The 21311-nt window shown below is 61.6% G+C and carries 21 protein-coding genes; 7 read left to right on the forward strand and 14 right to left on the reverse strand.

Annotated features, from left to right (window positions below):
* Window positions 1–63: 63 nt before the first annotated feature.
* The 3 genes from PQR54_RS28555 to PQR54_RS28565 all read left to right on the forward strand — a co-directional run bounded on the left by PQR54_RS28555 (window position 64) and on the right by PQR54_RS28565 (window position 2577).
* Window positions 64–1221, forward strand: a complete 1158-nt coding sequence (locus PQR54_RS28555; RefSeq protein WP_408251574.1) for an acyltransferase family protein — start codon at window positions 64–66, stop codon at window positions 1219–1221.
* Window positions 1222–1427: 206 nt separating this feature from the next.
* Window positions 1428–2225 carry a TSUP family transporter gene (locus tag PQR54_RS28560; RefSeq protein ID WP_408251576.1) on the forward strand — a complete coding sequence of 266 codons (798 nt, stop codon included), beginning with the start codon at window positions 1428–1430 and terminating at the stop codon, window positions 2223–2225.
* Between the two features lie 88 nt (window positions 2226–2313).
* Window positions 2314–2577, forward strand: a complete 264-nt coding sequence (locus tag PQR54_RS28565; protein WP_408251578.1) for a hypothetical protein — start codon at window positions 2314–2316, stop codon at window positions 2575–2577.
* 79 nt (window positions 2578–2656) lie between these two features.
* On the opposite strand, the gene PQR54_RS28570 is transcribed toward PQR54_RS28565, so the two are convergent.
* Window positions 2657–4561 (reverse strand): AAA family ATPase, encoded by a 1905-nt coding sequence (locus PQR54_RS28570; RefSeq protein ID WP_408251580.1) that lies wholly within the window; start codon window positions 4559–4561, stop codon window positions 2657–2659.
* A 533-nt stretch (window positions 4562–5094) separates the two neighbouring features.
* On the opposite strand from PQR54_RS28570, the gene PQR54_RS28575 reads away from it, so the two are divergent.
* The gene (locus tag PQR54_RS28575; RefSeq protein WP_408251582.1) at window positions 5095–6120 is read left to right on the forward strand and encodes an NAD(P)H-dependent flavin oxidoreductase; all 1026 of its coding nucleotides are present in this window, start codon (window positions 5095–5097) and stop codon (window positions 6118–6120) included.
* 63 nt (window positions 6121–6183) lie between these two features.
* Here the strand turns inward: PQR54_RS28575 and PQR54_RS28580 are convergent, their stop codons facing one another.
* The 10 genes from PQR54_RS28580 to PQR54_RS28625 form a co-directional block, all read right to left on the reverse strand.
* Window positions 6184–6327, reverse strand: coding sequence for a hypothetical protein (locus PQR54_RS28580; RefSeq protein ID WP_408251584.1), 144 nt, complete (start codon window positions 6325–6327; stop codon window positions 6184–6186).
* A 39-nt stretch (window positions 6328–6366) separates the two neighbouring features.
* Window positions 6367–7638: an arsenic transporter gene (locus tag PQR54_RS28585; protein ID WP_408251586.1), complete on the reverse strand. Its 1272-nt coding sequence runs from the start codon at window positions 7636–7638 to the stop codon at window positions 6367–6369.
* Between the two features lie 9 nt (window positions 7639–7647).
* A complete protein-coding gene (locus tag PQR54_RS28590; protein WP_408251588.1) occupies window positions 7648–8958 on the reverse strand; it encodes an MFS transporter in 1311 nt (436 codons plus the stop codon).
* On the reverse strand, window positions 8955–9203 hold the full coding sequence (locus PQR54_RS28595) for a hypothetical protein (protein ID WP_408251590.1): 249 nt from the start codon (window positions 9201–9203) through the stop codon (window positions 8955–8957). Before PQR54_RS28595 ends, PQR54_RS28590 begins: the two co-directional genes overlap by 4 nt.
* A 56-nt stretch (window positions 9204–9259) precedes the next feature.
* Window positions 9260–9826: a hypothetical protein gene (locus PQR54_RS28600; RefSeq protein WP_408251592.1), complete on the reverse strand. Its 567-nt coding sequence runs from the start codon at window positions 9824–9826 to the stop codon at window positions 9260–9262.
* Window positions 9827–9857: 31 nt separating this feature from the next.
* Window positions 9858–10664: a hypothetical protein gene (locus PQR54_RS28605; RefSeq protein WP_408251594.1), complete on the reverse strand. Its 807-nt coding sequence runs from the start codon at window positions 10662–10664 to the stop codon at window positions 9858–9860.
* A 139-nt stretch (window positions 10665–10803) separates the two neighbouring features.
* A complete protein-coding gene (locus PQR54_RS28610) occupies window positions 10804–12180 on the reverse strand; it encodes a sigma-54-dependent transcriptional regulator (protein WP_408251596.1) in 1377 nt (458 codons plus the stop codon).
* Window positions 12162–13736: a sensor histidine kinase gene (locus PQR54_RS28615; protein ID WP_408251598.1), complete on the reverse strand. Its 1575-nt coding sequence runs from the start codon at window positions 13734–13736 to the stop codon at window positions 12162–12164. The genes PQR54_RS28610 and PQR54_RS28615 overlap by 19 nt, the downstream gene beginning before the upstream one ends.
* Window positions 13737–14132: 396 nt before the next feature.
* Window positions 14133–14861, reverse strand: a complete 729-nt coding sequence (locus tag PQR54_RS28620) for an SDR family oxidoreductase (RefSeq protein ID WP_408251600.1) — start codon at window positions 14859–14861, stop codon at window positions 14133–14135.
* Between the two features lie 291 nt (window positions 14862–15152).
* Window positions 15153–16043 carry a LysR family transcriptional regulator gene (locus PQR54_RS28625; RefSeq protein ID WP_408251602.1) on the reverse strand — a complete coding sequence of 297 codons (891 nt, stop codon included), beginning with the start codon at window positions 16041–16043 and terminating at the stop codon, window positions 15153–15155.
* Between the two features lie 114 nt (window positions 16044–16157).
* Here PQR54_RS28625 and PQR54_RS28630 point away from each other — a divergent pair, with 114 nt between their 5' ends.
* The 3 genes from PQR54_RS28630 to PQR54_RS28640 all read left to right on the forward strand — a co-directional run bounded on the left by PQR54_RS28630 (window position 16158) and on the right by PQR54_RS28640 (window position 18459).
* The gene (locus PQR54_RS28630) at window positions 16158–16586 is read left to right on the forward strand and encodes a (R)-mandelonitrile lyase (protein ID WP_408251604.1); all 429 of its coding nucleotides are present in this window, start codon (window positions 16158–16160) and stop codon (window positions 16584–16586) included.
* A 283-nt stretch (window positions 16587–16869) separates the two neighbouring features.
* Window positions 16870–17712: a shikimate dehydrogenase family protein gene (locus PQR54_RS28635; RefSeq protein ID WP_408251606.1), complete on the forward strand. Its 843-nt coding sequence runs from the start codon at window positions 16870–16872 to the stop codon at window positions 17710–17712.
* A 123-nt stretch (window positions 17713–17835) separates the two neighbouring features.
* The gene (locus PQR54_RS28640) at window positions 17836–18459 is read left to right on the forward strand and encodes an ABC transporter ATP-binding protein (RefSeq protein WP_408251608.1); all 624 of its coding nucleotides are present in this window, start codon (window positions 17836–17838) and stop codon (window positions 18457–18459) included.
* 74 nt (window positions 18460–18533) lie between these two features.
* Here the strand turns inward: PQR54_RS28640 and PQR54_RS28645 are convergent, their stop codons facing one another.
* The 3 genes from PQR54_RS28645 to PQR54_RS28655 all read right to left on the reverse strand — a co-directional run bounded on the left by PQR54_RS28645 (window position 18534) and on the right by PQR54_RS28655 (window position 21191).
* Window positions 18534–19553 carry a zinc-dependent alcohol dehydrogenase family protein gene (locus PQR54_RS28645; protein ID WP_408251610.1) on the reverse strand — a complete coding sequence of 340 codons (1020 nt, stop codon included), beginning with the start codon at window positions 19551–19553 and terminating at the stop codon, window positions 18534–18536.
* Between the two features lie 203 nt (window positions 19554–19756).
* The gene (gene hmuQ / locus PQR54_RS28650) at window positions 19757–20071 is read right to left on the reverse strand and encodes a heme-degrading protein HmuQ (RefSeq protein ID WP_012427906.1); all 315 of its coding nucleotides are present in this window, start codon (window positions 20069–20071) and stop codon (window positions 19757–19759) included.
* A 160-nt stretch (window positions 20072–20231) separates the two neighbouring features.
* Window positions 20232–21191 carry an O-fucosyltransferase family protein gene (locus PQR54_RS28655; RefSeq protein ID WP_408251612.1) on the reverse strand — a complete coding sequence of 320 codons (960 nt, stop codon included), beginning with the start codon at window positions 21189–21191 and terminating at the stop codon, window positions 20232–20234.
* Between the last annotated feature and the right edge of the window lie 120 nt (window positions 21192–21311).

Consider the following 21311-nt stretch of genomic DNA (forward strand, 5'->3'; position numbering starts at 1 on the left):
CCTTCCACTACCGCCCAGAACGGCTGCGCTACGCGCGCCGCCTTCGCACTGGAAGACGACCACATGAACAACAGAATTGCCGGCTTCGACGGACTGCGCGCGATCGCAGTCCTGATGGTGTTTTTTCAGCATCGCCTGTTCGGCGACATTGGCGAGATTGGCCATCTCGGCGTATGGATTTTCTTCGCGCTGAGCGGTTTCCTGATCATCGGCATTCTTGCCGCGCAACGCGCGCGCATTGAAAGCGGCGCTAGTCGATTCGGCGGTGAATTGAAGCGCTTTCTGTTTCGCCGGACGCTGCGCATTTTTCCGATTTACTACCTGATGCTGGTGGTGATGTGCGTGCTGATGGCATTCGGCATCGCGAGTCCCGAACTGGCGAGCGGCATGCCGTTTCATTTCGCCTATCTGTCGAACATCTGGATCGGTTCCGTGCTGCACTATTGGCCAGGGCGCTACTCGCATTTGTGGAGTCTCGCGATCGAAGAGCAGTTTTATCTCGTGTTTGCGCCGCTCCTGCTGCTGCTTGCCACACGCCGGCATCGCGCGGTGTGTCTCGCGATCGTCGCGGCCGGGCTCGGTTCGCTGCTCGCCATGCGCGCGGCGCATTGGCCGGAAATCACCATTTACACGCATCCGCTGACGAACTTCTGGTTGCTGGCGTTGGGCGGCATTGGCGGCTTGACGATCGCGGGGCAAGCGAGCCGCTTGCGAGGCTGGCTCGGGCACGGCGTGACGCTCTTCGCGCTGAGTCTCGCGCTGGTGGGCTTCTGCGCGACCGAGCCGATGTGGAGCGAGGTGGACAGCCCACTGCTGTTCACCCTGGTCAGTGCCTCGTACGGTGTGTGCATCGCGGCGCTGGTGTGTTCGATTGCCTGCTGCCGCAATGCCGTTGTAATCGGCCTGCTCGAAACGGGCTGGCTGGTGAGCTTCGGGCGAATCAGCTATGGCTTCTACCTCTATCACAACCTGATCCCGGACCTGGCTCGCAACCATCACGCCGCGGCGCTCTTCGGCGGCACGGTGCCGGTGTGGGCGCACGTCGTGGGCATCGCCGGGTCGTTTGCGATTTCGCTCGGCATGGCGATGCTGTCGTGGCGGCTGATCGAAGAGCCGATCCTTCGTTTGAAGACGCGGCGTGCGCCGGTGGCGCTGCCCTCGCGTCGTGAGCGGGCGGAGCATTCGTCGAGAAATGAAAGCGCCGCATCGGACGCGGTCTGACGCCACGCGCGCATTACGTTTTGCCTGCATGCGGCGCAAGCGGGAGCACGGTATCATGCGGCCTCACTGAGCCGGCTGCTTCCGATCTTGCGTGACCCGCGGACACCGAACTGGCCGAACGATAACAACAAACCACCGCCCGCGCGCTGTCCGGTCGATCCGACCCGCGCGGCCGGTTCGCGGTTTGCTACACGCGCTTTCCGACCATGTCCCATTTCACTTTCTTCGCCGGCGGCGTTCTAGGCGCAAGCCTGCAGGCGCTAAGCCTCTACGCATGGCTCGGCATCGTTGCCGCGCTTCTGCTGGGCGGAATGGTCAAGGGCGTGGTCAGCATCGGCGTGCCGCTCGTGGCCATGCCGATCCTGAGCCACTTCCTGCCGATCAAGGAAGCGGTTCTTCTGCTGTCGATGCCGATCATCCTCGGCAATATCCCGCAGGCGCTCGAAGGCGGCGAACTCCTGCCGACCGTCAGGCGCATCGCCGCGCCGCTGATCGGCACGGTGATCGGCAACATCGTCGGCGTGACGGTATTGATCTCGCTGGCGCCGCATCGCGCACAAGCGGCCGCCGGCGCCTTGCTGATGATCGCAGCCTTGCTGTTGCTCGCCTCGCCGCGGCTGACGCTCTCGCCGACGTGGGCCAAGCCGGCCGGGTTCGTGCTGGGATTCGGCGCGGCGCTGATGGAAAGCATTGCTTCGGTGCCCGGCCCCTTGCTCGCGATGTATCTGATCGCCACGGGCGCGACGGGTAAAGCGTTCACGAAGCAGATCGCCATCATTCTGGTGGTGTCGATCATCACGCTCGTCGCGACGTTCAGCGGCGGAGCGCATGCCAGTTGGACGGACCTGGCCATCTCCGCCTGCGCGAGCGTGCCGGTGATCGCGGGCATGCTGCTGGTGCGGCCCCTGCGCGATCGATTGCCGCCCTCCGCATTCCGGATTCTGGTGCTGGTGTTCGTGGCGGCCGCCGCCGCGCAGATGATCTGGAAATCCGGCGTCTTATAAGGAATGCACCGTTAGCGCGGGTTCGAAATCGGCTGTGGTACACGCATTGCTGCTCAATGGTGTACCTCAATCAACCGGAGAGCCCGTCGTGGCAACCATGGCCAATTCCCCGAACGAGCAAGAGCACGAGCCCGCGCGCCAGCCCGAGGAAGACCCCGGCAGGCCGCCCACCGAGGTTTCCAAACCGATTGGCGACGCAATCCCCACGCCGGTCGAACCGGGTCTCGATCAACCGTTGCCGAAAAAAGGCGAAACGCCGCCGCCCGCTGACGAAGCCGATGGCGAGGAGGCCCTGGGCGATACCGAAACGCCTCCGGGCGTACCGGAGCCCGGACCATCGGATTTCGCGTAGGTAGTGCGGCAAAAAAAAGCGGCGCCATTGACTGGCGCCGCCCATTGTTTGCGATCGACCCAATCAGTCGATCATCCGTTCAAGCCGCTTCCGGCTCATGAACGATCTTGAGCGCGCTCTTGTGTTCCCTGATCAACCGGTACACGGTTTCTCCGGGCACGGTTTCCTGCTCGAGCAATTCGTCCGCAATCGCGCGCAGCACCGGCTCGTACGCATGCAGCAAGCCGTAACACAGTTCGTTCAATTCCTTGAGCAGTACATTCGCGTGCTCGATGGCGCTCTTCATTTGCAGACCGGCATACTGCGACGGCAGCGCCGCGAGGCTGAACAGATCGCCGTCGCTGTTGAAACCGAATTTCGACACCATGTCGAGGCTGATACGCGACGCCTCCTGCAAATCCGAAGCGGCGCCGCTCGATGCTTCGGAGAACGTCAGAATTTCCGCGTTGCGGCCGCCGAGCAAAACCTGGATTTCGTTGCGGATCTCGGTCTCGCGATACAGGTGCTTGTCCTGCGCTTTCGTGATCAGCGCGACACCGAGCGCGCCGCCGCGCGGCAAAATCGTGACCTCTTCCAGCACCCCCGTGCCCAGCAGCGCGGCGACGAGCCCATGCCCCGCTTCGTGCACCGCGATACGGGTGCGTTCGTCTTCGCTCAGCGCGCGCTCGGCCCCGCTCACGTCGCCGATCCGCGCGATCTTGATCGCTTCCATGAAATGCTTCGAGGTGATTTCGGTGTCGCCCGCCTTACGCGCGACGAGCCCTGCCTGATTCACCACCATCGCGACCGTTGCCGGCGACAAACCGGTGGTGAGGCGCGCCAGTTGATCGTAGTCGATGTCGGCGGCTTTCGACTTCAGCTTCTCCGCGTAGAAACGGAAAATCTTCGCGCGGTCTTCGCGATCGGGCAAACGGACCTGCACGGTGCGATCGAAGCGGCCCGGCCGGCGCAATGCCTCGTCCAGATTGTCGGGATGATTGGTCGCCGCGACGATGATCACGCCCTCGTTCGAAGCGAAGCCATCCATTTCCGCCAGCAGTTGATTGATGATGCGGTTGCTCTCCGCTTCGACAGGACCGCTGCCCGTATCCGTTCGCTTGGCGAGCCCGTCGGCTTCGTCGATGAAGATCACCGTGGGTGCATTCTTGCGCGCCAGTTCGAACAGATGCTTGACCTTTTGAATACCGACGCCGTAATACTTCGCGCTGAAATAACTGCCCGTGATCGAGATGAAGTTCGCGCCGCACTCGCCGGCCAGCGCCTGTGCAAGCCGCGTCTTGCCGACGCCGGGGCCGCCCACCATCAGAATGCCGCACGGCGCGCGCACGCCCATCGACGTGAATTGTTTCGGGTCGGACAGATAGCCGCGAATGTCCGCGAGCGCGGCCTTCGCTTCGCCCGCGCCGATCACGTCGTCGAAACGCAGGACGGGCGCTTTGGCGAGCAGCGTCGCGCCGCCGCGCATTTCGCGCCGCATGAACCACACCATGCCGCCAACCAGCAACAACGGCAACAGCACGCTGATGGCGTCGCGCACCTGATCGAATACCTGCACCCAGCGCGAGCCGCCGGATTGAATATCCGCATCGGGAAGCCAGACGAGTTGATATGAAGCCGCTTCGTCGGCCTTCGGTTCGCCGAGCAGCAGCGCATGCGAGAACGTCGCGTTGTGGTCGGTGACGAAGTATTTCGTGCCGTCGCGCTTCGAGATCAGAATCGCGTTGGGACTCACGCCGATCGCGGCAACCTTGGCGTCGTGAATATCGCGCAGCATTTGCGACGCGTCTTTCTCCTCATGCGTCCATGCCGAGGAATCGTGGCGCATCTGGCTCGCGACGCCGGTCAGCGCAGGCGCGACCTGTGCAGCGCGTTGCTGGTAATGCCACACGCCGAATGCGAGCAGCACTGCGATAAGCGCGGCCGCCACCGAGATGGCGATCTTGCGTGTGCGTCTTTTACCAAGCGAATTGTTTCCCGGCTTCATGAGTCACTTCCAAAAACGGGCTCAAAGCGAGCCCCGATACTTGTCAAAGTTCAGATGGGCAGAGGTTGGCGGAGGGGAATCGACTGATGCGACACCAATGCTTAACCGGAAGACAGGACAGCCAACCATACGTCCCTTTTAGCAACGTGCACACGGCCAGTATGCCGTGCCGCCGCTTCTTCCAAATCGCAGAAAAGGCCTAGTTCTACCGTCTATCCGGCGTTTTCAAACCTCCGGATTTTGGGGAGCGAGTGCTGCGTGCTGCGCGCTACGAGAGTGCTCCGGCGCACAGTTTATCAGCGCTAAATTCATTGCGTATCCGGCATATCTACTATTAACCGCTCCCTATTTAAAAGCGGTCAGAATTACTGAATACCGTCTCGTAGCGCCTGCTTATCCTCCGACGAAAAAATAGCCGCTGCCGCCGCGCTCATCTTTATCTACTCTAAAAAGACCGCCGCGGATGCAGGCGCAATGCGGCGAGTCGCACAATCCTGTGAATCACCGCCACGCGACACGATGGGAGGACCGCCATGCACGACAACACGCCGGTATTCGACACAGCGCTGACCCGTTTGCTCGGTTGTCGGCACCCCGTCATTTCCGCCGGCATGGGCGGCCCGGCGCGCGCCGAGTTGGCGGTCGCCGTTTCTGAAGCCGGCGGCTTCGGCCTGCTCGGCATGGTTGGAGAAGCACCGGAAGTGATCGAGTGCGAAATCGCCGCCGTGCGCGCGACGACGCACCGGCCGTTCGGCGTCAACCTCATTCCTTTCCGGACCGAACCCGCGCTGCTCGATGCGCAACTCGATGTATGCCGCGCGGCGCAGGTGCCGGCCATGTGCTTCTTCTGGGACGTCATGCCGGACGTGGTGAAACGCGCCAAAGACGCCGGCGCGCTCGTCCTCTGGCAGGTCGGCTCGCTCGACGAGGCGTTCGCCGCGCAGCAGGCCGGCGTGGACGCCGTCATCGCGCAAGGCGTGGAAGCCGGCGGCCACGTGCGCGGGCGCATCGGCATCATGGCGCTGCTGCCGGAACTCACGCAGCGCTTGCATGTGCCGGTGGTCGCCTCGGGCGGCTTCGCGACCGGTGGCGGCCTGGTTGCCGCGCTCGCGCTAGGCGCGGCGGGCATTCATTGCGGCACGCTATTCGTCGCGACGCATGAATCTTTCGCACACGACTATCACAAGCAACGGATCGTCGATGCCCGCGCGGGCGACACCGTGCATACCGACATCTACGCGATCAACTGGCCGCCGGGCTCGCCGGTGCGCGTGCTGGCGAACAGCGTGACGCGCGAGGCCGGCGACCATCTGTTCGGCAATCATCCGCACGTGTTGCCGCGCGAAGAAATCGCGCACGACGACCAGGGCCCGATCTACAAATTCAGCACGATCTCTCCGCTACGCGATACGGTGGGCGATATGGAAAAAATGGCGTTGTTCGCGGGGGAATCGTCGGCGCTGATCGAGCGGTGCGCGCCTGCGGCAGAAGTTATCGACCGGCTCATGAACGAGGCGGCGGACGCAGCGGCGCGGGTCCGCGCCGCGGGTGCGCATTGACTGTCAGGCGTCGGGGCGGTGCGCCGGGCCCGTTCGCATTGTCGCCGCTTGCTCTCTCAGGTTCTACTGCTTTTTGCCGATCAGGACGGCCGAGAAGACAGTGAAGTCGTAAGCGACAAAACCATTGCCGATCACGGTGGCGGCGACGATACGCCTGATTTCGGCGCGGGACAGCAGGGCCGCTTTGCGGGCAGCAGCGTCCTTCACGTTACTCGAGCCGCGTCAGGTTGCCTCGGGACAAGACAGCTACCAGGTCGCTCCCAGGGCGACAGCACCTAATGCAATCACCAACGCAGGCAGCGTCACGACGACACCCAGCTTGAGAAAGGACCACGCAGTTACCTCGATCCCGTCACGGCGCAGGGCCGTCAGCCAGAGAATGGTGGCGAGTGAGCCCGTGACCGAGAAGTTCGGACCAAGGTCGACGCCTATCAGGACCGCACTCGCGACAGGCGTGGGTGCATGAGCGGCTGTGAGCGCCGAGCCGGCTATCAGACCAGCCGGCAGGTTATTGATGAGATTGCAGACGAGAACCATGACGGCACCGGAAATCCAGCCCGCGTGAGCGGGAATGGTTGTCGAAGCTGTCCTGACGACACCGGCTAGATTTTCTATCACGCCTGTGCGTTGAAGACCCTCAACCAGGACGAAAAGTCCGGCGACCAGTGGAAGGACCGCCCAGGAAATCTCGCCAAGATGCGCACCGAGAAACTTCCCCTTAAGGATGCAGATGGCGAAAAAGAGAACCAGCCCGGCGCAGAAAGTCGGCAGGCCAAGGGATACGTCGAGTGCCGACGCCCCCAGCATCACGATGGCCATCACGGCGATGCCGAGGCCCGTCGCTTTGCCGGCGGCCGACAGCCTGGGAACGTCGACCTCGGATTCAATCTGCTGCGTGAGTTCTCGCCGCTGCATGAAACGCAGCGCCACATAGGTGGCGACGATGCTCAACACGGACGGTACGGCGAAACGGCCGAGCCAGTTCAACAGTGTCGGCATACGGTCCTGAAAGATGACCAGATTCGCAGGGTTGGAGATGGGCAATACGAAACTCGCGGCGTTCGCGATGAAGGCGCAAATGTAGAGATACGGCAGAGGCTTTTCCGCCTTGACGACGTGGGCGACTGCGAGCACCGCGGGTGTCAGCACGACGGCCGTCGCGTCGTTGGACATGAAGACCGTCACGATCGTACCGACGCAATACATCAGAAAGAACAGTTGCTTCGCCGAGCCTGCTGCGCGTTTCGCAGCAAGCGCAGCCAGGTAGTCGAATAGCCCCTCCTTGCGGGCAAGCTCCGACGCCACCATCATTCCGGTCAGAAACAGGTAGACGTCGAGGCCCTTGCCGACCGCCGCAAGTGCGTCCGACCATGACAGCATCCCGAGCCCGCATAGGGCAAGTGCGCCAAGCACCGCCCACGTTGCTTCAGGAAACCTGAATGGCCGGGTGATGACGCCGAGCGTCGAGATCGCGGCGATAGCCCATACAGACACAGGGGAACTCAGCAATGCATTCATTTTTTCCAGTCAGTTCGATGTTGGAATGAACTCTCCGAGCTGCCCGCCCGGCGCCGTCTCACCATCTTCGTCCGGTCGCGTTTCCGGCATGAACACCGCGAAGAATATGAGCGCCAGCGCGCTGATGGCAGCCAGGGTCAGAAATCCTGCCGTAAAACCAAATTTCTCAACGACATATCCCCCGATGACGTTACTGAGCGCGGCGCCGATCCCCACCGCAAGCGCCATGAGGCCCTGAGCAAGATTGAACCGTCCGGTGCCGCGCATCAGGTCGGACGCTATGACGACCCCGATAACACCAAAGATGCCGGCTGCCACCCCGTCGAGCAACTGAATCGCAACTACGGCATAGGGGCTGCTCGTCATCGAGAACAGCACACCCCGCACTGGCAGTACAGCCAGTGCGACCAGGAAGATCTTCTTGCGCCCAACACCTTTGTGCAGGGCATGGCCCACGGTTGCGGCAACCGCGACCATCACGAGTTGTGCAGCGATAACGCACGCACTTAGCGCAATGACGTCCATTCCTGGATGGACCTTCGCAATGACCTGGCCTGCGAGCGGCAGCATCGCGGCATTGCCGAAGTGAAAGAGGACGACCGAGATGATGAATACCTTGAGGTCGCGCTTTTTCCATAGCGCCGAAAACGTCATGGGTCTACTCCGCCCTTTCGTCTCCGACGGCTTTTCAGCGCCACGGGCGAGCTCGTGGTCAATTTCCTTCGGCTTGATCAGCAGAACCACAAGCGCACTTGCTACCGCGAATCCGCAGATGAGATAGAACAGCCAGATGACCCCGACGTACTGTCCGAGGGCACCGGCCAGGATAGCCGCAGTGAAGTTCCCAGCGTGATTGAACCCTTCGTTGCGGCTTATCCGCGCCGGCAGCAGCCGATGTCCCACCACGCCAAGGCTCAATGCCGCGAGACAAGGTGGAATGATGGCTGAGGCTGCGCCGAGCGTTATCTGTGCGGCGAGCACGGTCGGCAGTTTCGGGAAGAACGCAATCAGAAGACATCCCGCGCCGACCAGCAAACCTGAAATCGCAATGAGCAGGCGCTTCACGCGGACCGCGTCCACCAGCAATCCCGCCGGAATCTGGCAGATAGCCGCTGCAACACCGCTGGCCGCCATGACCAGACCGATGTTGCCCGAGCCCCAGTGTTGGGTGCCTTTCAGATAGACGGACAGGAAGGGGCCGAGACCGTCCCGCACGTCGGCCATCAGGAAGTTCAACCCGTCGAGCCCGCGCAGGCTCCGTGACGACGGAGACTTCGGCGCTTCGCCGTCACCCGGCGGTTGCTCTGACTGTGCGCTCACCACTTTCTCCCTTCTGCGAGAGGATTGAAGTGCCAGCTCAGCACGCCGCTATCCATCGCGAGGTCGGCATTGTCGCCGGGTAGCACGACAAAGTCGGTTTGCCGGGCGAGATGCGCATTAGCCTGCGCGATGATGTCGCTCAGCACGAGATGGTTGGGCAGTTCGGCCTCCGTCAGACGTAGGTCGCCGATATGCATCCCTACACGCGGCTCGTTGCGTTGCGAAATCTTCGACGCCTGTGTCATGTGTCGCCTCTGTGCATCTCGCGCGCTCCCTCAAGGAAAAAGATCAGCCTGCGTGACTACTCCGCCGTCGCCGGGAGATTCTCCGCATCGACCAGTTCGGCGATGTCGTCGACTTCGATGGTTTTGCCGTGCCGGTTCTTCACGCCATGGCCCCAGACCTGGATATGGGCGCCCGGTTCGAGGTAACTGGACAGAGTCTCCGCGGCATGAGGAGGCATGCGAATCGAGGTTCCATCGGTCAACAAGGCGCCGCGAAGTTCGCCCTTGGGCCCGTACAGTGAGAGCTCCACTTCGCCAGTGGCCTCCATCGCATGCCTGTCTACATGAGGCTTCTCATGCTTCTCACCATGGTGATGCGGGCCTTCGTCAAGAATCACGACACCTGTTCCCGATGTCACCTGAACGGCTGCGATGATATTGGCAGCGCGTGGTTTGACGCCTCGCACGCGAACCTTGTCGCCAACGCCGACGTGTTTCGCGACCTGTCTGGACAGATGGGGCGGGAAATGCACCTGTCTGTCGCTGTCGAGAATCAGACCGTCCAGTTCTCCACGGGGATTCAGGAGAAACTGGGTAACGGTACCGCGCGTCTCCTGCAGGCACTCCGGGTCAATCCAATGCATGGTGTAACTCCAGTAAGTAAGAAAGAAGAACTTAGTTGCGGGTGTCGTTGTACAACTGCGTGACATTGCCCGGCGTACCGAACGCTGTTGCCTGCAGCGCCTCGCCGAATTGGTTGCGCGTTCCGTATCCGCTGGCGGCCACCACTGCATCTGGTCGCATCAGGTTGGCAAACTGCTGTGCTTGCGGCGGCGGCATCTTGATGACCGTTCCATTGCTGAGCATCACGCCATCAGGCTCTCCGCGCGGTGCAGTCGTGACGCGTGCCACCGTGCCCTTGACACTGAGTTTGACGAGACCTGCTCCGCGCAAGGCCGGCGGAAGATGCATTGCGTTGACTGGCGGGGGCTGGTCGACGACCTGCTGGGACGTTCGTTGATTGGTGATTTGCTGCGCAGTGACGTTGCCCGCGCCGCCACGAAACCCGGCGATCTGGACCGGGTCGCCAGCATGGACAACGCTGACCAGTTGCGAGCTCATGTGAGGCGGGAAGTGGACCAGCGAACCGTCACCCAGAAGCAAGCCGTCGACATCGCCTTCCGGGTTGATGACGAAGCGGCTCACCGTTCCTGTCGCGACAACCGGCTGCTGCTGTATCGCCAATGGAGCGGGCGGCGGCGGAGGTGGCGGCGCCACGGCTGGCATCGCGCCAGCGGGTGCACCGGCGAGCGGTGGAGGAACAGGCGTGCCGGGTCCCTGAAGCGGCGGGGTTTGCGCGGCGCACGCGAGTGTGACGAGGCACAGTGCCAGGGCTGCAGCGCGGGTGACCTTTGCCGTTGGAGCGGTAGTGCTCGCCAGCATGTGCTGGCCGCCCGTCGGCTTGAAATGGTTTGAGGCCATGATGCTCTCCGTTGAAAGACACGGAGTTAATTGCAAGGCCTATGCCATAACGAATGTTCCTTCTCAGCAGGGCTTTGCGGGCGATCAAGCCAGACCAGTGTCAGGCAATCCGACAGACCGCGTCGGATTGCTTGACACCTTATTCGAGCTTGAGCGCCGCCAGCTTCGCGTAAAGCGTCTGGCGGCTAATGCCCAGCCGGCGCGCCGCATCGGCGCGGTTGTTGTCAGCGAGTCTCAGCGCGTGGGTAATCATCGCTCGCTCGACTGCTTCGACGGCGCCCGGCAATGACATGTCGAAGAAGCTTGCGTTCAGGAGCGGTTGGCCATCGTTCGGTTTCGCGCTCAGGAACCCGAGGTCCTCTGCCGTAATCGAGGGTCCGGGAGCCAGGGCACCCGCGCGCTCGATTGCGTTTCTGAGTTCACGGACATTTCCCGGCCACGGGTAACCGAGCAGCAGGCGTTGCGCCGGCGAGGACAGCCGCATGCCGCGAGACCGGCGAATGGCGGCTTCGGCGAGGAAGTGTTCGGCGAGCGGAAGGATGTCGGCCAGTCGCTCGCGCAGAGGGGGTAATTCGATGGGGATAATGTTGAGCCGGTAAAGCAGGTCCTCGCGGAACTCGCCTGCTTCGACCATCGCCTTCAGGTCCCGATGGGTTGCCGCCACGAGCCTGATATCGACAGGAATCACGCGGCTGGAGCCCAGCGGAGTAATTTGCCGTTCCTGGATGACCCTCAGCAGCTTGGCCTGCATCGGCAGCGGCATGTCGCCAACCTCGTCGAGCAGCAGCGTGCCGCCTTCGGCTGCGGCGAAACATCCGGCGCGGTCTGCCGAGGCCCCTGTGAAGGCGCCTTTGACATGCCCGAACAGTTCGCTCTCGAGCAGCTCAGAAGGAATGGCAGCGCAGTTCACCGCGACGAACGGTTTACCCCGACGCTTCGACGCATCGTGAAGCACGCGTGCCGCCACCTCTTTTCCTGTACCGGTTTCGCCGCTGAAGAGGACCGTTGCATCCGATGATGCCGCGCGCCCAATCTGCTTCTGTACCTCGCGCAACGTCTCACTGACACCCAGCAACCGGGGCTTCGTACTCGCCGGCTCAACGGTGAACTGAGGCAGCGGCTCGTCGGACGTCGCGCCTGCCGCGGTCGAGGAGACGATTCGTTCGAGCAACGACTGTATCGCCTGTCTTCCGACCGGCTTCGTCAGATGATCGAAGGCCCCTAACGTCATCGCGCCTATCGTGTTGTCGCTCGATGCAAAGCCGGTCAGCATGACAACGGGCAGCATCGGCCCGTGGACGGTTGTCTGCAATGCTTCGAGTACCGCGAGCCCGTCCATGCCGGGCAGGCGGAAGTCGAGAAACATGCAGGTGAATGGAACGGCGGCATTCGCCAGGATTTCCAGCGCCTGTTCGCCTGAGGTCGCCTCATCGACCGAGTGCCCAAGGTCGATCAGCGTTTCGACGAGCCCCTCACGAAAGCCATCGTCATCGTCGACTACGAGTATGTGTGCCATGGAATCTCAATGACGAAACAAGCACCGCTGTCAGTGTCGGCCACGTGCGCGCGGCCACCGTGCGCTGCCGCGACTTCGCGGACAACGGCCAGGCCCAGCCCCGAGCCATCAGGCCGTCCGGTGACGAATGGCTCGAAAATACGTTCCCGGTCGGCGACAGGTATCCCTGGTCCATTATCGACGACAGCAATACGCAACGTGTCGCCGGTGCTGGTTTTGACGTGTTGCGCGCGTACCGCGACTACGCCCCCGGGCGGGGCGTGCCTGATTGCATTCAGTATGAGGTTGTCGAACGCCCTTGCCATCTGTATCGGATCAAACCTCGCCAGTTGGCCGTCAACCGCCGGTTGCGCCGGCTTCAGATGGTCAACATCCAATGTCAGGTTGACGCCCTTCTGCGCCGCCCGTTCCTGATGCGTACCCGCGCTCGACGCTACCCATTCCGCCACATCGACTGTTTTCATGACGAGTGTCACGGGCTGCGTCAACGCGAGCAGGCTCGTTACCTGCGTTTCGATACGTTCCACCTGGCCGAGAGCCGACTTGAGCGATTGATTCGGTGCGTCGCCGTCATGCGCGAGAACATTCTCCAGTTTCAACCTGACGGCACCCAATGGATTACGGATTTCATGTGCTATCTGTGCAGCGAGCTTACCAAGCGAGGCGAAGCGCTCGGCTTGCAGTAACTTCTCGCTTAGAGCTGAGGCACGCGCTTGTGAAGCCTTGGACCGCGCGGCGAACGCGTTGACGGCATTGATGATTTTGTCGAGGTCGGCTTCCCCGACCAGTGGAAGCTCAGTCAGAGAGTCCGCCGTTTCTGGCGATAGGCCCCGCTCGAGCGCCGACAGGTTTTTCCTCCACCGTCGCAGCGCAATGCCAAGAATCAGGGCAATGACCAGAATACCCGTCAGGATGACGGCGAGAGACAGCACGAGGATATGGCCATATGGGCCGAGCGGAGCTTGTGCCCTGGTGAGCGTCCATGCATAAAGCGTTGAACTTCCGGCGACAGGGCAGGCAGCGGAAACCGTAGCGCCTTCGCCGCCGGGCACCGAGTCATAAACCGAAGCGTGTCTGGACACTGCGAGGCGCAGCGCGCGCAGTATCAGGGGCGTCTCTGCCTGAGGAATGTCCCGTTTGAGACCGCTGCCTTCGTACGTCGGGAACGAATACGCTAGAAATCCATCAGGCGCCTTCGGCGGGGCAGCACTGCCGGCAGGACCGGGCATGGGAGGAGGCGCTGAAGTCCGGTTGCTCGGGCCGTCGTCACTGCTTCCCCAGAAGCCACCTTCGACTTTCGGTGTCTGGATCAGGACCGTGTCGAGGACTGCATGCATCAGGTCGGTGGCATCTGGGTCTGTGGCAAGCTGCCGGGAGAGCGCATAGCGTGCAGCCACGTGTTCGCACGCGGCAATGGACTGTTGGCTGGCGGTGGAAATCTGCCGACTTTGGTCTGTCTGGAATAGCAGCCAGATGATTCCTGCGAGCAGCATGCAGACGACTGCAACGAGCGCCCACAGCAAAGCCAGTTGCGTTGCGAAGGAGATTCGCTTCATTGTCGTGACAGTCCGCGGCGTAAAGTCGAAGTGGCCCAGAAAGTTACGCGAGGTAGTTTTGGCGGTCGCCACACTTTATCTGGATGGGCGATGAGTGTAATGCAGCACTCCGGGAACGCATGCGACCAGCACGACAGTTTCTGAATTCATTCGGGTTCTCCTCTCGACACAACGTGCAAGCCAACGATTAGCACGTTTCGTTCCACTCGCAGTCCACCTCACGGCAAGCGATCAGGCCGTGGTGAGCGTTGCTGTTTTACGCAGACCGGCGTTTTTCCACGACTGGGTGCTCGATATGTCGAGCGTGTCGTACACGAGATGCCTCATTGCGCGACCCTAAACTTCCCGGCCACGCTCGTAAGGACGCTTGCCGTGACTCGCGCTTCGCGTCTACAGCTACAGGTCGAAATTGGTCGGCATCACCACTACATCGCGAATAGTCATGCCTCGTTGCCTCGTCAACATGAACAGCACGACGTCGGCGACTTCACTGGCCTCGATGAGACTGCCCGATTCCTTTGCTTCTCTCAACTTCTCTGGCGGCCAGTCTGCGAGCAACGCGCTGATCACGGGCCCTGGCGACACCGATCCAACGCGAATGCCATGTTTGAATACCTGACGCCGGACCGTCTGGACAAAGCAGTGGACGGCCCATTTCGACGACGCATAGACGGGTTCCCATGGCGTTGGAAAATGCGCAGCCAGCGAACTCGTCACGATGATGTCGCCGGATCGTCTCTCGATCATGTGCGGCAGAACATCATGGACATTTTTCATCACTACGTTGATGTTCAGGTTGAGCATCCTGTCAATTGCAGACGTATCCGCATCAACCAGATCGCCGCCGACGTACAGACCTGCGTTTGCATGCAGGATGTCGATCTGGCCGGCGAGGTCGAGAGCCTGCGGCACGAGCGTCGCGCACGCTTTCGCATCCAGAAGATCGATCACCAGCGGGACGGCCGCCGCCCCGCGGGCATCGCATACTGAAGTCAGCGCTGCCTCGTCGCGATCGACCAGCACTACCCGCGCGCCTGCTGCCAGCAAAGCATCGGTGGTCGCCAGCCCGATACCGGACGCCGCACCCGTTACAACCGCGACTTTCCCATCCAGTTGTTTCGCCATGTCTCCTGCCCCTATCTAAGCGGCTGTCGCTTAGGCATTCACCAAACGACGCAAGCTGCCGCGAGAACAATTGCTCTCTTGCAGCGCAAATGTTCGTTCTAGACGTGCACACTGTCAAGGCGATTCGACGTATGGGATACCCCAAGATGTGAAGGGAGCACATGGGGCATCGAAAGCTTCGTCGAATCCGCGGCCGCCTCGCTTTGCTTTGCTGATCTGCTCGCGCACTAAATCGACATCAGGGAACGCCATGAAAAAACGGGTACCCAATCACATCGATACCTCGAGCCGCTAACTGCCGCGCAAAGCCGCGATAACCAGGCGAACCGCAAGCGATGACTGGCGCCGCGTCGCATAGTACGCATGATGTCCCGTGAATGTCGGAAACCAGTCTTCGAGAATCCAGCAAAGCCGCCCCGCCTGAACGCTCTTTTCCGCGAGTGCCTTCGGAAGGTAAGCGACCCCGAAGCCCTTCAAGGCCGCGTCCAGCATCTGGTAAGAGTTATTGAACACGAGCTGGCCGGTCACCTTGACCTCCAGGCGGCGCCTGCCTTTTTTGAGCTCCCACGGCATGAGCGTGTCTCTCGTGGGCAACCTCAGATTGATGCAGTTGTGGCTGGTGAGTTCGTGCGGTGCAGTGGGCGGTGGCATTTCGCGCAGATACTCCGGCGCCGCGACGATCGCCAGCGTTTCATCCGGCGCGACCCGTACAGCGATCATGTCCTTCTCGACCTGATCCCCCAGTCGCACACCTATGTCAAAACGATCGGCGACGATGTCCGACAGGGCGTAGTCGTTGATGAGTTCAATGTGCAACTCGCGATGTTCGCGAAGCAACCCTTGGAGCTTCGGCCAGATGTACTGGTTCGCGGCATAGTCAGTCGCGGAGATCCGCACCGTACCCACCGGTCTTTCGCGAAGTTCGGCGACCGCCTGCAACTCCGCCTCGATCTCCTCAAGTTTCGGCGCAACAGAGTCGAGAAGGCGCTGCCCGGCTTCTGTCGTGGAAACGCTGCGAGTCGTGCGATTGAGCAAGAGCATCCCGAGCTTCGTTTCAAGCGAAGTTACGGTTCTGCTCAGAGACGACTGCGATACGCCTAGCTGCGCAGCGGCGCGCGTAAAACTCCGTTCGCGCGCCACGGTGAGAAGCGCGACCAGATCATTCAGGTCCGGAGTAGGCATTTATGCACCTGTGCATGAGTGTATGCCCATTTTGCCATCTAGTCGAAGGCCTGCTGAAGCACTAAATTACGTGTCATCGCGGCCACGCCCCTAATACGTCAAAGGATCAGAACCATGACACAAGAAGCTCAGACTATCGTCCGTAACGGCACCAAGCCGTCAATCAAAGGCCCTGAAAGCTGGTTCACCGGCTCCGTCCGTATCGATAGCCTCTTCCAGGCTGAGCCGCCGGCGCGCCTTGGCGGCGCCATCGTGACCTTTGAACCCGGCGCACGTACCTTCTGGCATACGCATCCGCTCGGCCAGACTCTGGTCGTGCTCACGGGTGTAGGCTGGACTCAATGCGAAGGCGGCTCGCGAACCGAAATTCGCGCCGGGGACGTCGTGTCGTGCTCGTGCGGAAAGCGGCATTGGCATGGTGCCGCCGCGACCACGGCAATGTCGCACCTCGCGATCACCGAAATGCTCGACGGCAAAAACGTCGAATGGATGGAGCCGGTGACTGACGATCAGTATCACGGGGGCCCGCTCGTCACCGAATAAATCGTCCGTCTCGTTTGTGGCCGGCGCGCCGTTACCGATCGCCACTTCGTTCCCGGTCGATACCGCGCTCAAAGATGAAGGATTGCGCCAAACCGTGGCGCTTTATCGCCAGTCCACGTTGCCGGCGTGAAATAATTTTATTTTCGAACACTATTCCACTTAAGGTTAGAGTTCACAGAATTCTTGAGCCGGTCCACGACCCGTTTTGCGCCGCGTACATTCAAGCAAGATTGCCCGGCATCGCGCAGGATGAAAGCCGGGCAACACTTTGGAGACACTCAACATGACGCAACCCGACGCGCCCTCTTTTTCCACCTCGCTGGATGAAGGCCTCAGCGGCGCCACGCGAGTGGTTTTCATCGTCGGCGATCCGATTGCGCAGGTCCGCTCGCCGTCCGGCGTGACCGCCGCTTTGCGCGCGGCCGGACGCGATGCGCTGGTGGTCCCCGCGCACGTGGCGCCCGCCGATCTGCCCGCGTTTTTTGCAGGCGTGACGCCCATGCGCAATGTCGACGGTGTGATCATTACCGTGCCCCACAAGTTCAGCGCCATCGAGTATTGCGGCTCGCTCACCGAGCAGGCGAGCTTTCTCGGCGCGGTCAATACGTTGCGTCGCACGGTGGACGGCAGTTGGCACGGCGGCATGTTCGACGGCACCGGATTCGTCGCGGCGCTCGTCGATGCAGGTTGCGATCTGCGCGGCAAACGTGCGCTGCTGGTCGGCGCGGGCGGCGCGGGTTCCGCGATCGGACATGCACTGGTGCAAGGCGGCGTGGCATCGCTCGATGTGCGCGATAACGATGCCGAACGCACGGCGTCGCTGATCGGCCGGTTGAATGCGCTCGGACAAGGCGAAGTGCGCAGCGCGGCTGCTGCCGTAGACGCCAGTGCTTATGACGTCATCGTCAATGCATCACCGCTCGGCATGCGTGCGGACGACCCGCTGCCTGTCGACGTATCGCGTGTGCCGGCCACCACGTTCGTCGGCGATGTGGTGACGAAGCCGCCGCTCACGCCGTTGATCGAAGCCGCCCGCGCGCGCGGATGCCCGACCGTGACGGGCACGCAAATGTTCGGCCGCGTGTGCGACCGGATCGTGGCGTTCTTGCTGGATGCCGATAAGTAATTGAAGCGTGGGACGCGACAGCGCCCACGGCTCGCGCTGCTACACTTGCGCGACGCCAACCTGTAGAAGACACGTGCCCCGCAATTCGACGCGGAGGGTCTTCTCCCGACTCACGCTCCAACCATGCTTCGATTCGTAAACCTCAGCAAGCGCTACGGCGAACGCCTCATCTTTCAGGCACTGCATTACGACACTGCATCAGGATGCGTCGCGCTGAACGACGAATCCGGCAGCGGCAAGTCGACGTTGCTCGGCATCCTCGCGGGCACGATCGAGTCCGATACCGGCGAGGTGTGGCTCGGCGGCCATTCGCTGCACAGTGCGCCGCTGGCCGCGCAATCCGTGCTCACCCACGTGCCCGAAGACTGCATGCCTTATTCGGATCAGACCGGTCGCGAGTATCTGAACACGGTGGCATCGGCGAGAAACACCGCTGTCACCGCCGACACGCTGGCGCTCGCAGACCGCTTCGGCCTCACGCCGCATCTCGACAAACGCTTCGAGCAGATGTCGTTCGGTACGCGCAAGAAGTTTTTCCTGACGTCGGCCGTGCTCGGCGAAACCCAGGTGCTGATCGCGGATGAACCCGTCGGCGGACTCGACGCCGCCGCACGTGCCGTGCTGGTCGATCTGTTCAAGACGCTGGCGCAAACACGCACGGTGTTCTTCTCGAGCTACGACGAGGTCTTTACGAATGCGTGCGAAGCGCGCAGCGTCAACTTCGCCGAGCTGGGAAAGCGCGACTGACACGCCGTTGCTTGCCCGTGCATGCCACCCGGCAGCGGCATGAATATGCGCGAGCGAAACCGGCAAGCCGGCGTTCACCCGCGCACGCCAATCGCCACGCAAATCTTCCCGAAGTGAGCGCCGGATTCCTCGTGCGCGAACGCCTCGCCGAGCTTCGCCAGCTCGAACGTGCTGTCGATCACCGGCTTGATGCCGGTCGCTTCGAGAGCCCGGATCATATCGCGCTGATCCTGACGGCTGCCGACGATCAAGCCTTGCAAGCGCTGCTGCCTCGCCATCAGCGCCGCGGTCGGCACCGGCCCTGCCCGTCCGGTCAACACGCCGATCAGCGCGATATGACCGCCGATCCGGCACGCGGTGATCGACTGCGGCAAAGTCCCCGGCCCGCCCACTTCGATCACATGATCGACACCGCGCCCGCAGGTCAGCGCGCGGACCTGCTTGCCCCACTCCGGATTCTCGCGATAGTTGATCGTATGGTCGGCTCCGAGTTCGCGAAGCCTGGCGAGCTTCGCGTCCGAAGAAGATGTCGCGATCACCGAAGCGCCCATCGCTTTAGCGATCTGCAAGGCGAAAATAGACACGCCGCCGGTGCCGAGCACGAGCACCGTATTGCCGGCCTTCAGCTGGCCGTCAACGACGAGCGCGCGCCATGCGGTCAGCCCGGCGGTAGTCAACGTTGCGGACTCGGCGTGGCTGTAGCCGCGCGGCGCATGCGTGAAGTAGTGGCTCGGCAGCACGACCGCTTCGCGCGCGTAGCCGTCGACACCGTCGCCGGGTGTGGTCGTGAAATCGGCGATGGCAGGCGGCCCGTTTTCCCAGAACGGAAAGAAGCACGACACCACGTGATCGCCCACTTTGAATTCCGACACGCCCGCGCCGACCGCCTCGACGACACCCGCGCCGTCCGCCATCGGAATCCGCCCTGCTTCAGCAGGCAGATTGCCGCTCACCACGCCATAGTCGTGAAAGTTCAAGGAGTTCGCGTGAATACGCACGCGAATCTGGCCGGCCGCGGGCTGACCGGGATCGGCGATGTCGACGACCTGGAGATTGGCGACGGTGGCGGGCGAACCGATTTTGACGGCTTTCATCTTTTCGTTCCTCTGTGAGTTGCGCCGGCGCGTGACGCGTCGCGGCGAAATGCTCGCAAAAGAATACCGCAAGCCTGCTCAGCGCGTCGTCGTGGCGCGCACGGGCCGACGCGCGCGAGATGCTCGCTGAAAGCGCATTGTCGCCGGGGGAAGTCCCTTCGCGGCACCCGTGAATGACACGAGCCGTCGCGAGGGTTACGCATTCATTTGACGGTCTGAATGACTTCGAAGCCTTCGAATTCCGGATGCCCGAGATAGAGCACGCGATTGTCGCCGCCTGCGTTGCGATGCGCGGCGCGAAAGGCGTCGGACTTCGTCCACGCCTCGAAGGACGCGTAGTCCTTCCAGATCGTATGGCTGGAATAGAGAACGTGATCGTCCTTCTGCGGACCCTTCAGCAGATGAAATTCCACGAAGCCCGGCACCTCTTTCAGATGCGTATCGCGCGTGGTCCACAGATGTTCGAAGGCAGCTTCGGATCCGGGCGTCACTTTGAAACGGTTCATGGCAATGTACATGCTGAAGGCCTCTTTGCAGTCACGATGTATCTGGCGGATTGCCGGACTCGAACGACTCGTTCCGACACACCCATCAGGCGGCCTTTCATTATATGCGCGCTACTCATCGTACCCATGTCACGACTGCGATACAGCCAACGCAAAGCGACCGCGTCTTCGTTCAGGCCGCTTTGTCCTGCGCCACCTGTTCAAGCCATAGCCGGCTGTCGGGAAACCAGAATGCGTCAGGCCGCGGCGGCGACACGAGCTTCACCGGCAGCGACGGATTGAAGATTCTGGACCATGCCGACAGATACGACGGCGTCTTCACCAGATACCCACAACGGGACAACAGCAGACTGGAGACCAGTGCCTCACGGCCGATTTCGAGTCCCGGATAACCGCTGAAATGAATCGGCGTATTGCCGTACGCGAGCAGTTTCGCGGGCGCCACTTTGACCGGCCTGGAAAACGGCCACGCGACGAAGAAGTCGAGAAACGCCTGTTCGTCGCTTGAAACGAAAACGTTGCTCAAGTGCGGGTTTTCCGCAAGCGTCGTTTCTATGTGGCGGCAGAAATCGCCCCATGAAACCGGGATGGCTTCCAGCAATTTGTCCGTGCCTCTGAAATGCGCACCGAGCGTAGACGCGCCGATCTCGAGCTTGCCGCAGATCGCATCGACTTCATCGACGATATGGGCGGCTGGCCGGTAGTGTGCGAAGAATAGTTGGCTGGCGCTGTTGAGCTGAAGCTGCGCCTCGTAGCGTTGACGAAACCCTAGCTGGACCAGGTCGCGAACCGTCGACTTTCTCACCTTGTGTGTGAGCGGTGCCGCGGCCTTGCCATTCACGGACTCGAAGAAGGACGAGAACCAGTCGATCGTTCCCGCAGCGTCTCCGTAGAGCCCACCGCGTGCGCTGATGCACGGCGTCAGACACTTCTCGTCGCAATACATCAGAATAAACAGGACCATCTGCATCACGGAGAAGAAACCCGAGTTCTCCTGAATTTCAATGGCGAAGATTCCCCTGTTCAATCGCTGTGTGGCATGAAGCGAGATGCGACGTGGTGTGGCAACGGAATGCTTGAACCCCTCGCTGCGTCGAATCTGTTTCGCCCGATCGACTACTTTTCTTAGCATGCCCGGCTCCTAATGGAATCTAGGTATTTTTAAATTCGCGCGCGTCTATGCATGAAGAAGTTCACGACGACCGAGCATAACATCTAAGAAGCGCGGGGCGAGTAAGATCCTCTTGTCTTG

This window comes from Paraburkholderia phytofirmans, assembly GCF_046028095.1.
In the GTDB taxonomy this organism is placed as follows: domain Bacteria; phylum Pseudomonadota; class Gammaproteobacteria; order Burkholderiales; family Burkholderiaceae; genus Paraburkholderia; species Paraburkholderia phytofirmans_A.

Bases quoted from the DNA above. Each gene is read 5' to 3' on its own strand.
- PQR54_RS28555 (WP_408251574.1), top strand. From the start codon at position 64: ATGAACAACAGAATTGCCGGCTTCGACGGACTGCGCGCGATCGCAGTC.
- PQR54_RS28560 (WP_408251576.1), top strand. From the start codon at position 1,428: ATGTCCCATTTCACTTTCTTCGCCGGCGGCGTTCTAGGCGCAAGCCTG.
- PQR54_RS28570 (WP_408251580.1), bottom strand. From the start codon at position 4,561: ATGAAGCCGGGAAACAATTCGCTTGGTAAAAGACGCACACGCAAGATC.
- PQR54_RS28575 (WP_408251582.1), top strand. From the start codon at position 5,095: ATGCACGACAACACGCCGGTATTCGACACAGCGCTGACCCGTTTGCTC.
- PQR54_RS28585 (WP_408251586.1), bottom strand. From the start codon at position 7,638: ATGAATGCATTGCTGAGTTCCCCTGTGTCTGTATGGGCTATCGCCGCG.
- PQR54_RS28595 (WP_408251590.1), bottom strand. From the start codon at position 9,203: ATGACACAGGCGTCGAAGATTTCGCAACGCAACGAGCCGCGTGTAGGG.
- PQR54_RS28600 (WP_408251592.1), bottom strand. From the start codon at position 9,826: ATGCATTGGATTGACCCGGAGTGCCTGCAGGAGACGCGCGGTACCGTT.
- PQR54_RS28605 (WP_408251594.1), bottom strand. From the start codon at position 10,664: ATGGCCTCAAACCATTTCAAGCCGACGGGCGGCCAGCACATGCTGGCG.
- PQR54_RS28610 (WP_408251596.1), bottom strand. From the start codon at position 12,180: ATGGCACACATACTCGTAGTCGACGATGACGATGGCTTTCGTGAGGGG.
- PQR54_RS28615 (WP_408251598.1), bottom strand. From the start codon at position 13,736: ATGAAGCGAATCTCCTTCGCAACGCAACTGGCTTTGCTGTGGGCGCTC.
- PQR54_RS28620 (WP_408251600.1), bottom strand. From the start codon at position 14,861: ATGGCGAAACAACTGGATGGGAAAGTCGCGGTTGTAACGGGTGCGGCG.
- PQR54_RS28625 (WP_408251602.1), bottom strand. From the start codon at position 16,043: ATGCCTACTCCGGACCTGAATGATCTGGTCGCGCTTCTCACCGTGGCG.
- PQR54_RS28630 (WP_408251604.1), top strand. From the start codon at position 16,158: ATGACACAAGAAGCTCAGACTATCGTCCGTAACGGCACCAAGCCGTCA.
- PQR54_RS28635 (WP_408251606.1), top strand. From the start codon at position 16,870: ATGACGCAACCCGACGCGCCCTCTTTTTCCACCTCGCTGGATGAAGGC.
- PQR54_RS28640 (WP_408251608.1), top strand. From the start codon at position 17,836: ATGCTTCGATTCGTAAACCTCAGCAAGCGCTACGGCGAACGCCTCATC.
- PQR54_RS28645 (WP_408251610.1), bottom strand. From the start codon at position 19,553: ATGAAAGCCGTCAAAATCGGTTCGCCCGCCACCGTCGCCAATCTCCAG.
- hmuQ (WP_012427906.1), bottom strand. From the start codon at position 20,071: ATGTACATTGCCATGAACCGTTTCAAAGTGACGCCCGGATCCGAAGCT.
- PQR54_RS28655 (WP_408251612.1), bottom strand. From the start codon at position 21,191: ATGCTAAGAAAAGTAGTCGATCGGGCGAAACAGATTCGACGCAGCGAG.